This is a genomic window from Mitsuaria sp. WAJ17 (assembly GCF_014174515.1).
GTDB lineage: Bacteria > Pseudomonadota > Gammaproteobacteria > Burkholderiales > Burkholderiaceae_C > Roseateles_B.
Genome location: NZ_JACJUG010000006.1, coordinates 67605 through 84279, shown reverse-complemented (window position 1 = coordinate 84279; position 16675 = coordinate 67605). Strand labels below are relative to the sequence as shown.

Below are 16675 nucleotides of genomic sequence, written 5' to 3'. Positions count from 1 at the left end.
TACAGCCTTTTGAATGCGGAGTCGCCATGGCAGTCCAGATGAGCCACCCCCAGGATCCTTCCTCGCAAGGGCCTGACCACGCCGAGATCCAGTCCCTGGCCGAACAGGGCCTGTACCGGACCCAGCACGAGAAGGACGCCTGCGGCCTGGGCTTTGTGGCCCACATCAAGGGCCAGAAAGCCCATGCCATCGTGCAGCAGGGCCTGAAGATCCTGGAGAACCTGGATCACCGCGGTGCCGTGGGCGCGGATGCCCTGATGGGCGACGGTGCGGGCATCCTGATCCAGATTCCGGACCAGCTCTACCGCGAGGACATGGCCAAGCAGGGCGTGACCCTCCCACCTCCCGGCGAATACGGCGTGGGCCTGATCTTCCTGCCCAAGGAGCATGCCTCCCGCCTGGCCTGCGAGCAGGAGTTGGTGCGTGCCATCAAGGCCGAGGGTCAGGTCTTGCTGGGCTGGCGCGACGTGCCTGTGGACGCCGAACTGCCCATGTCGCCCACGGTGCGCGAGAAGGAGCCCATCATCCGCCAGGTCTTCATCGGCCGTGGCCCGGACATCATCGTGCCCGATGCGCTGGAACGTAAGCTCTACGTGATTCGCAAGACCGCCTCCAGCGCCATCCAGGCCCTGAAGCTCACGCACAGCCGCGAGTACTACGTGCCCAGCATGAGCTGCCGCACGGTCATCTACAAGGGCCTGCTGCTGGCTGACCAGGTCGGCAAGTACTACAAGGATCTGTCGGACCCGCGCACAGTCTCGGCCATCGCCCTGGTGCACCAGCGGTTCTCGACCAATACCTTTCCCGAGTGGCCCCTGGCCCACCCCTACCGCATGGTCGCCCACAACGGCGAGATCAACACGGTCAAGGGCAATTTCAACTGGATGCGCGCCCGCGAAGGCGTGATGAAGTCGCCGGTGCTTGGAGAGGATCTGAAGAAGCTCTACCCCATCAGCTTCGAGCACCAGTCCGACACGGCCACCTTCGACAACGCCATCGAGCTGTTGACCATGGCCGGCTATCCGCTGGCCCATGCCGCCATGATGATGATCCCGGAAGCCTGGGAGCAGCACGAGCAGATGGACGAGCGCCGCCGCGCCTTCTACGAATACCACGCGGCCATGATGGAACCCTGGGACGGCCCCGCCGCCATGGTCTTCACTGACGGCCGCCAGGTCTGCGCCGCGTTGGACCGCAACGGGCTGCGTCCCGCCCGCTACTGCGTGACCGACGACGACATGGTCGTGCTGGCCTCCGAGTCCGGCGTCCTGCCCATCCCCGAAAGCAAGATCGTCAAGAAGTGGCGCCTGCAGCCGGGCAAGATGTTCCTGATCGACCTGGAGCAGGGCCGCATCGTCGATGACGAGGAACTGAAGACCCAGTTCGCCAACGCCCGCCCCTACCGCCAGTGGATCGAGAACGTCCGCGTCAAGCTGGACAGCATCCCCGTGGCCGATCCGGTGCCCTCCAGCTTCGAGTCCACCTTGCTGGACCGCCAGCAGGCTTTCGGCTTCACCCAGGAAGACATCAAGTTCCTGCTGGCGCCCATGGCGGCCAATGGTGAGGAGGGCATCGGTTCCATGGGCAACGATTCGCCCCTGGCCGTGCTGTCGGACAAGAACAAGCCGCTCTACAACTACTTCAAGCAGCTGTTCGCCCAGGTCACCAACCCGCCGATCGACCCGATCCGCGAGAACATCGTGATGTCCCTCAACAGCTTCGTGGGCCCCAAGCCCAATCTGCTGGACATCAACGCCGTCAACCCGCCCATGCGTCTTGAAGTGAGCCAGCCTGTGCTGGACTTCAAGGACATGGCCCGTCTGCGCGCCATCGAGCAGCACACCAACGGCAAGTTCAAGCCCTACGAGCTGGACATCACCTATCCGCGCGAATGGGGCCGTGAAGGCGTCGAGGCCCAACTGGCCTCGCTGTGCGCCGAGACGGTGGACGCCATCAAGAGCGGCCACAACATCCTCATCATCACGGACCGCAATCTGAGTGCGAACCGTGTGGCCATCCCTGCGCTGCTGGCGCTGTCCGCCGTGCACCACCACCTGGTGCGCGAGGGGCTGCGCACCACGGCCGGGCTGGTCGTGGAGACGGGCACGGCGCGCGAGGTCCACCACTTCGCGGTGCTGGCCGGCTTCGGTGCCGAGGCCGTCCACCCCTACCTGGCCCTGGAGACGCTGACCCAGATGACGGCCGAGCTGCCGGGCAATCTCTCAGCCGAGAAGGCCATCTACAACTACATCAAGGCCGTGGGCAAGGGCCTGTCGAAGATCATGTCCAAGATGGGCATCTCGACCTATATGTCCTACTGCGGCGCGCAGATCTTCGAGGCCATCGGTCTCAAAGCAGATTTCGTCGAGAAGTACTTCCGCGGCACGCCCACGCAGGTCGGCGGCATTGGCGTGTTCGAGGTGGCGGAGGAAGCCCTGCGCCTGCACGAGGCGGCCTTCGGCAGCGATCCGTTGCTGGCCACCATGCTCGACGCCGGCGGCGAATACGCCTGGCGTGCCCGCGGCGAGGAGCATATGTGGACGCCGGATGCCATCGCCAAACTGCAGCACAGCACGCGCTCGGGCAAGTTCGAGACCTACAAGGAATACGCCCAGCTGATCAATGACCAGAGCAAGCGCCATATGACCCTGCGCGGCCTGTTCGAGTTCAAGTTCGATCCTTCCAAGGCGATTCCGCTGGAGGAGGTCGAGCCGGCGGCCGAGATCGTCAAGCGCTTTGCCACCGGGGCCATGTCCCTGGGCTCCATCTCCACCGAGGCCCATGCCACGCTGGCCGTGGCCATGAACCGCATCGGGGGCAAGAGCAACACGGGCGAGGGCGGCGAGGATCCGGCGCGCTATCGCAATGAGCTCAAGGGCATCAAGATCGTCAAGGGCACCAAGGTGTCTGACGTCATCGGCAGCAAGGTGATCGAGGCCGACTACGAACTGCAGGACGGCGACTCGCTGCGCTCCAAGATCAAGCAGGTGGCCTCCGGGCGCTTCGGCGTGACTGCGGAGTACCTGGTCAGCGCCGACCAGATCCAGATCAAGATGGCCCAGGGCGCCAAGCCGGGCGAGGGCGGCCAGTTGCCGGGCGGCAAGGTCTCCGAGTACATCGGCTTTCTGCGCTACTCGGTGCCGGGTGTGGGCCTGATCTCGCCGCCGCCACACCATGACATCTATTCCATCGAGGACCTGGCCCAACTGATCCACGACCTGAAGAACGTCAATGGGCGCGCCGACATTTCGGTCAAGTTGGTCTCCGAGGTGGGCGTGGGCACCATCGCGGCAGGTGTGGCCAAGGCCAAGGCCGACCACATCGTGATCGCGGGTCATGACGGCGGCACGGGCGCTTCGCCCTGGAGCTCCATCAAGCACGCAGGCACGCCCTGGGAGCTGGGCTTGGCCGAGGCGCAGCAGACCCTGGTGCTGAACCGCCTGCGCGGCCGTGTCCGCGTGCAGGCCGACGGCCAGATGAAGACCGGCCGGGACGTCGTCATCGGCGCGCTGCTGGGCGCGGACGAGTTCGGCTTCGCCACTGCGCCGCTGGTGGTCGAGGGCTGCATCATGATGCGCAAGTGCCACCTCAACACCTGCCCGGTGGGCGTGGCCACGCAGGACCCGGTGCTGCGCGCCAAGTTCTCCGGCAAGCCCGAGCACGTGGTGAACTATTTCTTCTTCGTCGCTGAGGAAGCCCGCCAGATCATGGCCCAGCTGGGCCTGCGCAAGTTCGACGAGCTGATCGGCCGCTCGGACCTGCTGGACACTCGCAAGGGCATCAGCCATTGGAAGGCCCGCGGCCTGGACTTCAGCCGCGTCTTCCACCGTCCCACGCTGGCGTCGGACGTTGCCCGCCTGCACAACGCCACGCAGGACCACGGCCTGGACCGCGCCCTGGACGTCAAGCTGATCGAGAAGTGCCTGCCCGCCTTCGAGAAGGGCGAGAAGGTGCAGTTCATGCAGGAGGTCAGCAATGTGCGCCGCACCGTGGGTGCCATGCTGTCCGGTGAGCTGGTGCGCCGCCATCCTGAAGGCCTGCCTGACCACACCATCTTCATCCAAATGGAAGGCACGGGCGGCCAGAGCTTCGGCGCCTTCCTGGCCCCGGGTATCACGCTGTACCTGATCGGTGACGCCAATGACTACACCGGCAAGGGTCTGTCCGGTGGCCGCGTGGTGGTGCGTCCCTCGATCGACTTCCGCGGTGACGCGACCAAGAACATCATCGTCGGCAACACCGTGCTGTACGGCGCGACCCGCGGCGAGGCCTTCTTCCGCGGTGTGGCCGGCGAGCGTTTCGCGGTGCGCCTGTCCGGCGCCTCGGCCGTCGTTGAGGGAACGGGCGACCATGGCTGCGAGTACATGACCGGAGGCACCGTCGTCGTGTTGGGCAAGACCGGCCGCAACTTCGCGGCGGGCATGAGTGGTGGCCTCGCCTATGTCTTCGACGAGGACGGCAGCTTCGCCAAGCGCTGCAACACCAGCATGGTGAGCCTGGACAAGATCCTGCCCTCCCATGAGCAGGAGGCCAGCATCGACAAGGCCATCTGGCACCGCCTCACCCAGGGCGGCGAGGCCCAGACCGACGAGGCCATCCTCAAGAAGATGATCGAGGACCACCACCGCTGGACCGGCAGCCAGCGCGCTCGCGACATCCTGGATCACTGGGCCGACTCGCGCGCCAAGTTCGTCAAGGTCTTCCCCAACGAATACCGCCGCGCCCTGGGCGAGCTGCACGCCGCTCGCGAAGCCGCCGAGACCATTGCCCACGCCAAGGCCCCGGCGGCCTCGGTGAAGGCTTGAGAGATTTGGAGTACACAATGGGAAAAGTCACCGGCTTCATGGAGTACGAACGCCTGGAAGAGGGCTACGAGCCCGTCCCGGCCCGCCTGAAGAACTACAAGGAGTTCGTCATTGCACTGAGCTCCGACCAGGCCAAGCAGCAGGGCGCTCGCTGCATGGACTGCGGCACGCCGTTCTGCAACAACGGCTGCCCGGTCAACAACATCATTCCGGACTTCAACGACCTCGTGTACCGCGGTGACTGGCAGAACGCCATCACCGTTTTGCACAGCACCAACAACTTCCCCGAGTTCACCGGCCGCATCTGCCCCGCGCCCTGCGAGGCGGCCTGCACGCTGAACGTGAATGACGACGCGGTGGGCATCAAGTCCATCGAGCATGCCATCATCGACCGCGCCTGGCTTGAGGGCTGGGTGAAGCCGCAGCCGGCCGCCGTGAAGACAGGCAAGCGCGTGGCCGTCGTGGGCTCGGGCCCGGCCGGCCTGGCCGCGGCGCAGCAGCTGGCGCGTGTCGGGCACGAGGTCACGGTCTTCGAGAAGAACGACCGCGTGGGCGGTCTGCTGCGCTACGGCATCCCCGACTTCAAGATGGAGAAGTCCCACATCGACCGCCGCGTGCAGCAGATGGAGGCCGAGGGCGTGGTCTTCCGCACCGGCGTGCTGGTGGCCAGCCTGGGTGAGGGCAGCAAGGTCACCAACTGGGCGAAGGAGACGGTCGGTGCCGAGGAGCTGAAGGCCCAGTTCGATGTCGTCCTGCTGTGCGGTGGTGCTGAGCAGTCGCGTGACCTGCCGGTGCCGGGGCGCGACCTGGCGGGCATCCATTTCGCGATGGAGTTTCTGCCCCAGCAGAACAAGGTCAACGCGGGCGACAAGCTCAAGGGCCAGCTGCGGGCGGAGGGCAAGCACGTCATCGTCATTGGCGGTGGCGACACCGGCAGCGACTGCGTGGGGACCAGCAACCGCCATGGCGCCAAGAGCGTCACCCAGTTCGAGCTGATGCCCCGCCCGCCCGAGGAGGAGGATCGCCCGCTGACCTGGCCCTACTGGCCCTACAAGCTGCGCACCTCGTCCAGCCACGAGGAAGGCTGCGAGCGCGAGTTCGCTATCGCCACCAAGGAATTCATCGGCGAGAAGGGCAAGGTCACCGGTGTCAAGACGGTGCGCGTGGAATGGCAGGGCGGCAAGATGGTCGAGGTGCCGGGTTCTGAGCAGGTGCTGAAGGCGGACCTGGTGTTGCTGGCCATGGGCTTTGTCTCGCCGGTCTCACCGGTGCTGGAGGCCTTCGGCGTCGGCAAGGACGCCCGCGGGAACGCGAAGGCGAGCACCGAGGCGCAGGGTGCCTACGCGACCAACATCGACAAGGTCTTTGCTGCCGGCGACATGCGCCGGGGCCAGTCCCTGGTTGTCTGGGCCATCCGCGAGGGGCGCCAGGCTGCCCGTGCCGTGGACGAATACCTGATGGGCAGTAGCGTGCTTCCGCGCTGACCCCCTGCCGCCGGGGCCGGGTTTTTCGCCGGTAGCCAGCCGCCCCGCGTGACGCGAGGGCGGCTTTTTTGTGGCCGGCGTGAAGGTTGTTTGCTGCTGGTTACAAGCTTTTGCCATTCATCCGCGACCGGCGGCCGCTGGTCGGCCGGTGCGTCAGCACTGTGGAAAACGCCCCTCGGCTTTGCCTATGCTTCGGCCGACACTGCGCTCAGGCCCATGCCGGGCTCCCCCTGGGGGCACGGTCCTGGCGTCCCGAACGAACCTGCGAGCAACCATGACACCTATTCGATCTGCCGGCGCGAAGCGCGCCGCCCAGTCAGGCTTCACCTTGACGGAAGTCCTGGTGGTAACGGCCATCCTGGGCATTCTGGCGGGCTTGGCTTTGCCAGCCTATCGAGACTATGTGCGGCGCGGCAGCATCCCGGAGGCGACGGCAGCGCTGTCGGACTACCGGATCAAGATGGAGCAGTATTACCAGGATCACCGCAACTACGGCTCCGATGGCAAGTGTGCGAATGACTCGCCGGCGCCGGCGTGGAAGGATTTCTCTCCTGCGGGCAAGAAGAACTTCGACTACGGATGCGAGACCCTGGAGGACGGTCAGGACTACAAGCTAACCGCCACCGGCAAGTCGGCCTCCGTGGTCGCGGGCCATACCTACCAGCTGACCTCCAGTGCTTCCAAGACGACGGCCTTCAAGGGCGAAACCGTGGACAAGAACTGCTGGGTCGTCCGGGGGGACGAATGCTGAGCGCAAGAAGCCTCAGGCCCACCCGGCCCACGCCGGGCTTCACGCTCGTGGAGATGGCCGTCGCAATGGCCATCATGGGCCTCCTGGTGGCATTGACCGTGCCGGGTGCCGTTGAATGGGTCAGGAACCTGCAGATCCGCAGCACCACCGAGTCCCTGCGGGCCGGCCTGGAGCGTGCGCGCATGGATGCGCTGAAGAACAACCGGTCGGTCAGTTACTGGCTGGTCGCGGATGACGCCGCGGTGCCGGGTGTTGATTGCAAGGTGTCCAGTGCCGGCCACCATTGGGTGATCAGCGTGAAGAATCCCGAGGGCAAGTGCAACGAGACCGTCGCCACCAAGGACCCTCTGCTGGTCACTCGGTCCGAGGCGCTCTCCGGGGCCTCTCGGGTCACCGTGGCGGCCATCGACGCCAGTGACAACGACGCTTCGCGGGTGATCTTCAACACCCTGGGGCAGGTGGTCAACGCGGATGCCATCAGCCGCATCACGATCAAGCCGACCTCAGGTACGGCACGGGAGCTTCAGATCCGGGTGGAGAGCGGTGGCGCCATCCGCAGCTGCGATCCCAAGGTGTCTTCCAGCGATCCGAGGGCCTGCCCATGAGCACCCAGCTGTTTCAACAAGGCCGCCGCCGCTCGCGCCAGCGGGGCATCGCACTGATCGAGGCCATGATCGGCGTGCTGATCTTCGCCTTCGGCGTGTTGGGCCTGATCGGCCTGCAGGCCGCCATGACGCGGGCCCAGACGAATGCCAAGTTCCGCGCTGACGCGGCCAACCTGGCCTCCGATCTTGTGTCGCTGATCCAGACGGACAGCCTCGCCAACATGAAGCAGTACGACTCCAAATCTGCCTGTGCGGCCTATGCCCGCTGCAAGGAGTGGCAGACCAAGGTCAAGTCCGTCCTGCCGGCCGCCAACAACCCGGAAGTGAAGGTGGACACCGGGTTGAGCAAGGTCGATATCACGATCCAGTGGCAGCAGGGGGCTGACACGAATCAATACCAAACCGTGCTGGTGTGGCAGCCATGAGCAAGTACAGCCTTCAATCAATCCCGGGCAAGCGACACAGTGCGGGCTTCACGCTGGTCGAACTGATGGTCGGCGTGGGCGTGGGCCTGCTGTCCACCGTGGTCATCGCGACCATCCTGGCCCGGTCGGAACAACAGAAGCGCAACACGATGTCGGGCTCCGACGCGCAGATGGCTGGCGCGCTGGCCATCTTCGAGCTCGAAAAGGAAGTGCGAGAAGCAGGCTATGGCCTGACCTCGGACACCGGGGGCACGGCCTGCACGCTGACGGCCAAGTACGCAGGGGCCGCGATCGCCGATATCCCGGCTGACCTGGCCCCCGTGGTGATCACCAAGACGGCGGACAAGCCGGACACCCTGCGCATCACCAAGAGTGTGCCCACGCGGTTCTCCATCCCGGCCCAGGTGAATGCCCCGCTGTTCAACCCGACAGGGGCAGGCTCCGTGGCCAACACGGTGACGCTGAAGTCCAATATCGGCATCGCGGCAGGGGACCTGCTGGCGGTTGTCAGTGCGCCGGCCAGCATCGAGACTGGCGTGGGCTCGTGCATCGTGTTCCAGGCGACCGACGTCAAGGCAGATCACATGGGCGTGGGCCGCACGGTCGATGCGGCCTGGAACAGCGTGGCCACCTTGCCGGCGCTGTCCCTGTCCCAGTACGTCGTCAATCTGGGGGCGCTGGAGAGTTCCACCTTCTCCGTGGTGCCGGTCAGTGCGGGCAGCCCCGTTTATGCCCTGCAGCGCGCGCAGTTCACCTTGAAGGATCGGGCCGTGGTCACCCGTGTGGTGCAGAACGGCGTGGTCGATCTCAAGGCCTTCTATGGCGTGGACAGCGATGCCGACGGCGTTGTGGACAAGTACGTGTCGGACACTCCCACCACCGTTGCCGGCTGGCAGCAGGTGCGCGCGGTGCGCATGGCTCTGCTGACACGCTCCGAGCAGTTCGAGAAGGACAAGGTGACCACGGCCGAGCCCCTGTGGGATGTCGGCAAGGTGGCCGCTGTGCCGGGCGTGGAGGACTGTGGCAGCAGCAAGTGCATCAAGCTGAATCCCAAGGTCGCGGCCGACTGGGAGCACTACCGCTACAAAGTTTTCGAAGTGGTGATCCCCATCCGGAACCAGCTGTGGCGTTCCGATGCGGGCAGCTGACCGGCTGCGTCGGCCGGCTCGCCGAGTGAATCAATGAAACTGGACATGAACATGCCTCATCACCTGAAAGCCCGCCGGGCCTGGCGCCAGCAGCGCGGCGTGTCGATGATTTTCGCGATGATCTCCCTGGTTGTGCTGACGCTGGGCGGCGTGGCCCTGGTGCGTTCGGTGGACACCGGCGCCTTGACGTTGGGCAATCTGGGCTTCCGCAAGGATGCCGTCTCAGCAGCGTCGTACGGAACGGAAGAGGCCATCAAGTGGATGTTCGGTGTTGGCCCAGCCAAGCTGGAAAAGGATGCCCCTGAGCTGGGCTATTACGCCGTGGCGGTGGACAACCTCGCCCCCACGCTGACGGAGCAGGATGCCGCCAAGGCCCTGTCCATGGTCGATTGGTCGGGCAATGGCTGTGGGGGCATGGAGGAATCGGCGACCGCCGTCTGCATTCAGCCCACCAAGGCGGACAAGACTGTTGGCTCGACGAAGGTGAAGGTCAAATGGGTGATCACGCGCCTGTGCGCGGAGCCCGGCCCCGGCGGCAGCGGCCGCCCCTGCGCGCTGCCGATCAAGTTTTCCAAGGCCGTCAGCATGGACAAGGGCATGCTGAGCTACATGGGCGACATCCCGCCCAAGACGACAACCACCTTCTACCGGGTGATCACCCGTGCTGAAGGATCGCGGCAGACGGTTGCCATTACCGAGACGCTGGTCCACTTTTGACGGTCATCGACGGTCTCTGACTGTCCGGACCCCCTGAACGGTTAACCCTGGTGTGGAGCTTTCCATGAACCAACGATTTCCTCATTCGCTGACCCGGCTGGCCCTGGGGCTCTCCGCCTTGTCGGCCACGGCGGCATTCGCCTCGACGGACATTTCCACGGTGCCGCTGTGGGCCTCGATCGCCGTCAACGTCAAGCCCAACATCCTGTTCGTGCTGGATGACTCGGGCAGTATGGCCGACGACTTCCTGCCCGACGACGCCAACTTCCAGAAGGTGTCCAGTAGCTCCACCTGGGCGCAGCCCGGACGGCTGTCGTCCCAGTGCAATGGCCTGGCCTTCAATCCCGATCTGGCCTACCCGGCGCCGGTGAAGGCGGATGGCACCTCTTACCCGGATGCGCCGACCTCCTCCGAGATTGACGCCCTGCTGTCCTCCACCAATGCATTGAATTACTCGGGCCGAGCCCAGTCGGTCACGCAGCTGACGCCAGCCTCGGACGCCTACGTCTCCGTGCAATTGGGCACCTCGGTCTTGGCTGGCGCCTATGTGCTGGGCATGCCGGTCACGGTCTTTGACAACTCCAACCGCGGACGCTGGGTGGTCGGCACCGTATCCGGCTGGGACGCCGCTGCACAGACGGTGACCTTGAAAGTGGTCCAGTCACGCAGCCTTCCTAGCACGGGCTACTTCTCGTCGCCCTACGTTTCCTATGGCACGCCCGGCAACCAGCTCTACTACACGTACGACAGAAGCAAGGGTGGAGAAAACGCGCTCAACTTCGTGTATCCCACGGGCGGCGTCAGCAAGACCTCGACGTTCTACAAGCAGTGCGCGATGGCGATCAATGACCCGAACGCCATCCCTGCTGGCTTGTTCAATGTGAACATCGTCACGCCGAGCATGAGTGCCGACTTCCTTGCGAAGTACTGGCGCTGGGCCACCTACTACTCGTACCGCATGGTCATGATGCGCTCGGCGGCCAGCCTGGCCTTCCAGCCCATGGACGAGCGTTTCCGCATTGGTTTCACGACCATTCTGGAAAAGGGCATCACCGAAGGATCGCGCATGCTGCATGTGCGCGACTTCGACAAGACGCAGAAAGAGGACTTCTACACCAAGCTCTTCGGTGTGCCGCCCTCGGGATACACGCCGCTGCGGGGGGCCGTGCAGAAGGCCGGCCGCTACTTCGCCAACAAGTACCCGGGTCAGGATTACGACCCGATGCAGTACTCCTGCCAGAAGAACTTCCTGGTGCTGTCGACGGACGGCTACTGGAATACCAATGCCGAGTATGTCGATTGGGATACCTCGAAGTCAGTGGACTACGGCCCCTACGACATCAATGGAGAGCTGAAGATCGGCAACCAGGACGGCCTGCCTACGGCGCGCCCGATGTTCGATGGCAGCAGCAGCACGGTGGTGAGCGTAGACACCTGGACGGTGACCCACTACTTCAGCCGGATTCTGGTTTCCAACATCAGCTACAAGGAAACGACCACCAAGGTCGATACCGAGTCGCAGACGCTCTATTCGCTGGCCTCCGACAAGGCCTGCACGGGCGGCACCAAGCGTGTCTGGGCCCAGCCGCAGACGCGTTCGGCCACCTACACACAGGTCATGTCCGAAACCCTGCGGACGGACAACCTCAACATGAGCCAGCCGTGGAACTACACGACCACCACCACCACGCTCAAGGACGGTGAAACGGTGACCTCCACCGTGGACGAACCCGCGCCCACGAAGGGGGCTGAGTCCGTCGTCTCCACGGTAAGCACCAGCTACAACTCCAGCACGGGGGCCTGGACGGGTCCGAGCTACGGCTCTTGGAAGAACGGCACTGCAGTGAAGGGGGCCTGCGCAATCACTGCACCTGCCAATTTGCCGCCGACGGTGGTCAGCACCTCGACTTCCCTGGTCAAGTCGGGCAGCCGCACGGCGGGCACCGCCGTGTCAAAGATCGACACCGACACGTCGGAGGTCAAGGGCGCGGTGACCAACAAGACCACCACGACCAATGTGACCGGCACGCTGGATTCGTTGGCCGACGTGGCGATGTACTACTACAAGACCGACCTGCGGACTTCCGACCTGGACAACTGCACCGGCTCCAAGGGCATCGATGTCTGCGAGAACAACGTCAAGGTGACCGAAGGCAGCAAGGACGACGCCAAGCACCAGCACATGACCACCTACACCCTGAGCCTGGGCAACAGCGGCATGCTGGGCTATGAGCCGGACTACGAGACCAGCACCTCGGGCGACTTCTACAAGGTCAAGACCGGCGTGCGGAACTGGCCCAACCCCTTCGCCTCCGGTGCCGCCAAGATGGACGATCTGTGGCATGCCGCAGTCAACGGGCGGGGCCGCTACTTCAATGCCAAGGACCCCTCCGGCCTGGCACTGAGCCTGGCCACGGCGCTGAACGCCATCGCATCGGTGACGGGTACTGCCGCCGCTGCTGCAACGAGTACCCTGCAGCCGGTGGCAGGTGACAACGGCGCCTATGTGTCCCAGTTCACCTCGCCGGCATGGACGGGCGACCTGCGCAAGTACACCTTCGACAAGAACGGCAAGGTCGAGGCCACTCGCTACGACGAGACCAAGGGCGCCTTTGTCGATAACGCCAAATGGAGTGCGGCGGACGTGCTGACCTCGTCCACGGTGCGCAACATCAAGTTCTTCCGCAAGGGGGGGGTCAAGACCACCACTGGCAGCCTGGTCAACTTCGACGCAGCCGCGATGAACGCCGACGAGCTGGCCCTGTTCGCCAAGGCCTGCGACAAGCCTTCGACCGACCGTCCTTCGCAGTGCGCCTCCGCGACCGCGGATGAAGTCACGGCCCTGAACGATCCTGCCATCATGGTGTCCTACCTCAGGGGCGTGGAGAAGACGGGCTACCGGCCGCGCAGCCGGATCCTGGGTGACCTGGTGAACTCCTCTCCGGTGTTCATTGGCCAGTCCAAGTACCAGTACACCGAGAACGGCTATCAGAGCTGGGTGAAGTCCACGGCCATCGCCGGCCGCACGCGCATCCTGGTGGTGGGCGGCAATGACGGCATGCTGCATGCCTTCCGCGAGTCGGACGGTGTCGAACTGTGGGCCTATGTGCCGTCTAGCGTCATGTCCAAGATGTACATCCTGGCGGACAAGTCCTACGAGTCCAAGCACACCTACTTCGTGGACGGCTCGCCCATCGTGTCCGACATCTACGTGGACGGGGCCTGGAAGACCATCCTGATCGGCGGTCTGGGTGCCGGTGGGCGCAGCTATTACGCACTGGACGTCACCGATACCGAGAATCCCAAGCCCTTGTGGGAAATCAGCCCCGACACCATGCCCTCGGGCGAGGGGGATCGCCTGGGCCTGGCCTTCTCCAATCCGGTAGTGACCAAGCGTGCCGATGGCACCTGGATCGTCGCGCTGGCCAGCGGCTACAACAATCCTTCTGGCGGCGCCTTCCTCTTCATCCTGGACGCCAAGACCGGCGAGCTGCTGCAGACCATTCCCACGGAAGTGGGGGGCTCCAACGTGGGCGAAGGCCTGGCCAAGGTCAATGCCTGGATCGACAGCCCGGAAGAAAACCTGGCGCTGCGCTTCTACGGTGGCGACATGCTCGGCAACCTGTGGCGCTTCGACATTGACGGCCTGCTGGAGCCCAAGAAGGCCGCCCTGCGCCTGGCCATCCTGAAGAACGGTGACGGACAGCTGCAGCCCATCACGACCCTGCCCAAGCTGGCTGAGTTCGATGCCAATGGCGGCCGCCGTCGCGTGGTCTACGTGGGCACCGGGCGCTACCTGGGCAAGACGGACATCCCGACCGAGGCAACGCCGGCCCAGCAGCAGAGCATCTACGCGATCGCCGACGACCTCTCCGACAAGGGCCTGGAAGACGTTCGCGGAGACAAGCTGCTGGTCGAGCAGAAGATCGACACCAGCACCACGCCTTACACCGTGGGCAGCGCCGAGACCCTGGTCGACTGGTCCAAGAACAAGGGCTGGTTCGTGGATCTCAAGAACAAGTCCGAGCGGGTCAACATCGACATGTTGATGGTGGCCAACACCCTGGTTGCCGCTGGGAACATCCCGGGTGCTGCATCGACCTATTGCGAGGCGCCGGAGGCCAACCAGGCCAGCCTGTACATGTTCAACATCATTACCGGCGGCGGCACGGTGCAGGGCCTGACCGAGATGCAAGCCGGTATCAGCGCCGTCATGGACGAGTTCGGCAAGTACAAGACCGTCAAGACGGGCGTGAAGTCGGGCGTGAACCAGCCGCCCGATGAAATCACGCCGCTGACGGTGAGCTCGGGCGCTCCGCGCCGCAGCACCTGGCGTGAGCTTCATTGAGCTGAATCGGGTCGGAGGGCGGCCGCCCCATGCAGCGTGGGCGGCCGCAGCAGTCCTGCATCTGAGCGTGCTGCTGGGCCTTGGCCAGCGCACGCTCACCCTGGGGGAAGGCGGTTCGTCGCATCAGCGCGAGCCGGCTTCCCTTTCTTTTCGTGTGTTGCAGCCGGCCTCTGCTGGCGCGGGGGCTGCGGTCTCGCCTGCCACGGCCAGCGGTGAGCTGCCAACGCCAGCCGCCCCGGTGGCCCCTCAGGCCGTGAAGGGCGGTCCGCCGCTGGCTGCGACCAGCGAGCCCGCCGAGGTGCCTGTCGTCCAACTGGCCGGTTTCAACCTGCAGGACTACCTGCCCCGCAGGGCGGTGGACGAGGGGCCGCGCGTCCAGGGGCAGGTGAGCCTTCCCTGGCCCGAGGGCTTTCCCGGGCGGCAGTTGCACAAGGGCCGCTTCAGGGTCTACATCGACGAACACGGCCGGGTCCGGCGTGTGGCGGCCGAGGCGCTGGAGATGGCGTCGCCCTTTGTCGAGCTCACCCAGCAGGCCTTTCTGCAGGCGCACTTCGAGCCGGGCAAGCTGGCCGGGCAGTCGGTCAGGACCTGGATCCTGATCGAAGTCGTCTACGAGGACTCTGGGGTCGTCTTCACCCAGGTTCTGTCTGAGCAGTGACGTTGACCTGCGGCAGAGTTGGCAGAAATGCCGTGCCGCGGCGAGCATTTCCGCGTTTCCCCTATGATGTGGCCTCTTTTGTCTGGGCAGGAGCCCAGTCACCACTGGCCCATGCCTGCCCAAAGACTACAGACCACTGATCATGTGACGCCCCTGATCGAGCTGCGCGATGTGAGCTGCGGCTATGCCGGGCGCGCCATCCTGCAGGGGGTGAACCTGCAACTCAAGCGCGGCTCCGTGCTGGCCTTGATCGGCACCTCCGGTGGCGGCAAGACCACGCTGCTGCGGGCCCTGAGCCGCCAGATCACGCCCATGGCCGGCCAGGCCTTCTTCGACGGGCAGGACATGGCCGACCTGGACCAGGCCGGGCTGTTCACCGTGCGTCGGCGCATGGGCATGCTCTTCCAGTTTGGCGCGCTGTTCACTGACCTCAGCGTGTTCGAGAACGTCGCGTTCCCTCTGCGCGAGCACACCCGATTGCCTGAATCCATGATCCGCGACCTGGTGCTGATGAAACTCAACGCGGTCGGCCTGCGCGGCGCCCGCGACCTCATGCCCAGCGAAATCTCCGGCGGCATGGCGCGTCGTGTGGCCCTGGCGCGTGCCATTGCCCTGGACCCCGACCTCGTGCTGTATGACGAGCCCTTCGCGGGCCTGGATCCCATCTCCCTGGGCGTCACCGCCCGCCTGATCCGCGATCTCAACGATGCCCTGGGCCTGAGCAGCGTGATCGTGTCGCACGACCTCCATGAGACCTTCGCCATCGCCGACCATGTGGCGATGGTCGCCAATGGTCGCGTAGTGGCCCAGGGCACGCCGGAGGAACTCCGCCACAGCCAGGATCCGCTGGTGCAGCAATTCGTCGGTGCCCAGCCGGACGGCCCGGTGCGCTTCCACCAACCGGCCGTGCCCGTGCTGCAGGACTTCGGCCTCAGCGGGAGGTCGGCATGAAGCGCCTGCCTCTGCACATCGGCTTCACCCTGCGCAGCAAGCTGGCCCAGATCGGCCAGGCGGCGCGTTTGTTCATGCAGCTGCTGGCCTGCAGCCCGCGCGCCTTGATGCGCTTCTCGCTGATCCGCGAGCAGGTCTACTACCTGGGTAACCGCTCGCTGTCCATCATCGGCGTCTCGGGGCTTTTCGTGGGCTTCGTGCTGGCCCTGCAGGGCTACTACACGCTGCAGCGCTACGGCTCTGCCGAGGCCGTGGGCCTGCTGGTGGCCCTCAGCTTGGTGCGCGAGCTGGGCCCGGTGGTGAGCGCCCTGCTGTTCGCCGGCCGGGCCGGCACCTCGCTGACGGCCGAGATCGGCCTGATGAAGGCAGGCGAGCAACTGACCGCCATGGAGATGATGGCCGTCGATCCCGTGACGCGCGTGCTCGCACCGCGCTTCTGGGCCGGTTTCATCGCCATGCCTCTGCTGGCGGCGGTGTTCTCCGCCGTGGGCGTCATCGGGGGCTGGTTGGTGGGCGTGGTGCTGATCGGCATTGACGCCGGTGCCTTCTGGTCCCAGATGCAGGGCGGTGTCGATGTCTTTGCCGATGTGGGCAATGGCGTCATCAAGAGTCTGGTCTTCGGCCTGACGGTCAGCTTTGTGGCCTTGCTGCAAGGCTATGGCTGCAAGCCGACGCCGGAAGGGGTGTCTTACGCCACGACCCGTACGGTCGTGGTTTCATCGCTGGCTGTGCTTGCACTGGATTTCGTGCTGACGGCCATGATGTTCTCGATTTGATGGGAGA

General features: G+C 65.0%; 11 protein-coding genes. All 11 read left to right on the top strand.

Annotated elements, in window-relative coordinates; genetic code table 11:
- The first annotated feature begins 26 nt into the window (after nucleotides 1–26).
- The 11 genes from H5407_RS06590 to mlaE all read left to right on the top strand — a co-directional run bounded on the left by H5407_RS06590 (nucleotide 27) and on the right by mlaE (nucleotide 16668).
- Nucleotides 27–4805: a glutamate synthase-related protein gene (locus H5407_RS06590; RefSeq protein WP_255501107.1), complete on the top strand. Its 4779-nt coding sequence runs from the start codon at nucleotides 27–29 to the stop codon at nucleotides 4803–4805.
- Nucleotides 4806–4822: 17 nt separating this feature from the next.
- On the top strand, nucleotides 4823–6289 hold the full coding sequence (locus H5407_RS06585) for a glutamate synthase subunit beta (protein WP_183103645.1): 1467 nt from the start codon (nucleotides 4823–4825) through the stop codon (nucleotides 6287–6289).
- 274 nt (nucleotides 6290–6563) lie between these two features.
- Nucleotides 6564–7040: a type IV pilin protein gene (locus H5407_RS06580; protein ID WP_183103644.1), complete on the top strand. Its 477-nt coding sequence runs from the start codon at nucleotides 6564–6566 to the stop codon at nucleotides 7038–7040.
- Entirely contained in the window at nucleotides 7034–7645 is a 612-nt protein-coding gene (locus H5407_RS06575; protein WP_183103744.1) for a GspH/FimT family pseudopilin, read from the top strand. The genes H5407_RS06580 and H5407_RS06575 overlap by 7 nt, the downstream gene beginning before the upstream one ends.
- Nucleotides 7642–8070 (top strand): prepilin-type N-terminal cleavage/methylation domain-containing protein, encoded by a 429-nt coding sequence (locus tag H5407_RS06570; RefSeq protein ID WP_183103643.1) that lies wholly within the window; start codon nucleotides 7642–7644, stop codon nucleotides 8068–8070. The genes H5407_RS06575 and H5407_RS06570 overlap by 4 nt, the downstream gene beginning before the upstream one ends.
- A complete protein-coding gene (locus tag H5407_RS06565) occupies nucleotides 8067–9218 on the top strand; it encodes a PilW family protein (RefSeq protein ID WP_183103642.1) in 1152 nt (383 codons plus the stop codon). The genes H5407_RS06570 and H5407_RS06565 overlap by 4 nt, the downstream gene beginning before the upstream one ends.
- Before the next feature lie 45 nt (nucleotides 9219–9263).
- A complete protein-coding gene (locus tag H5407_RS06560; protein ID WP_183103641.1) occupies nucleotides 9264–9935 on the top strand; it encodes a hypothetical protein in 672 nt (223 codons plus the stop codon).
- A gap of 64 nt (nucleotides 9936–9999) precedes the next feature.
- Entirely contained in the window at nucleotides 10000–14283 is a 4284-nt protein-coding gene (locus tag H5407_RS06555; RefSeq protein ID WP_183103640.1) for a pilus assembly protein, read from the top strand.
- A gap of 67 nt (nucleotides 14284–14350) precedes the next feature.
- Nucleotides 14351–14941 (top strand): hypothetical protein, encoded by a 591-nt coding sequence (locus tag H5407_RS06550; protein ID WP_183103639.1) that lies wholly within the window; start codon nucleotides 14351–14353, stop codon nucleotides 14939–14941.
- 111 nt (nucleotides 14942–15052) lie between these two features.
- Nucleotides 15053–15892 (top strand): ABC transporter ATP-binding protein, encoded by an 840-nt coding sequence (locus tag H5407_RS06545; protein ID WP_183103638.1) that lies wholly within the window; start codon nucleotides 15053–15055, stop codon nucleotides 15890–15892.
- Nucleotides 15889–16668 carry a lipid asymmetry maintenance ABC transporter permease subunit MlaE gene (gene mlaE / locus H5407_RS06540; protein ID WP_183103637.1) on the top strand — a complete coding sequence of 260 codons (780 nt, stop codon included), beginning with the start codon at nucleotides 15889–15891 and terminating at the stop codon, nucleotides 16666–16668. Before H5407_RS06545 ends, mlaE begins: the two co-directional genes overlap by 4 nt.
- Nucleotides 16669–16675: the final 7 nt, after the last annotated feature.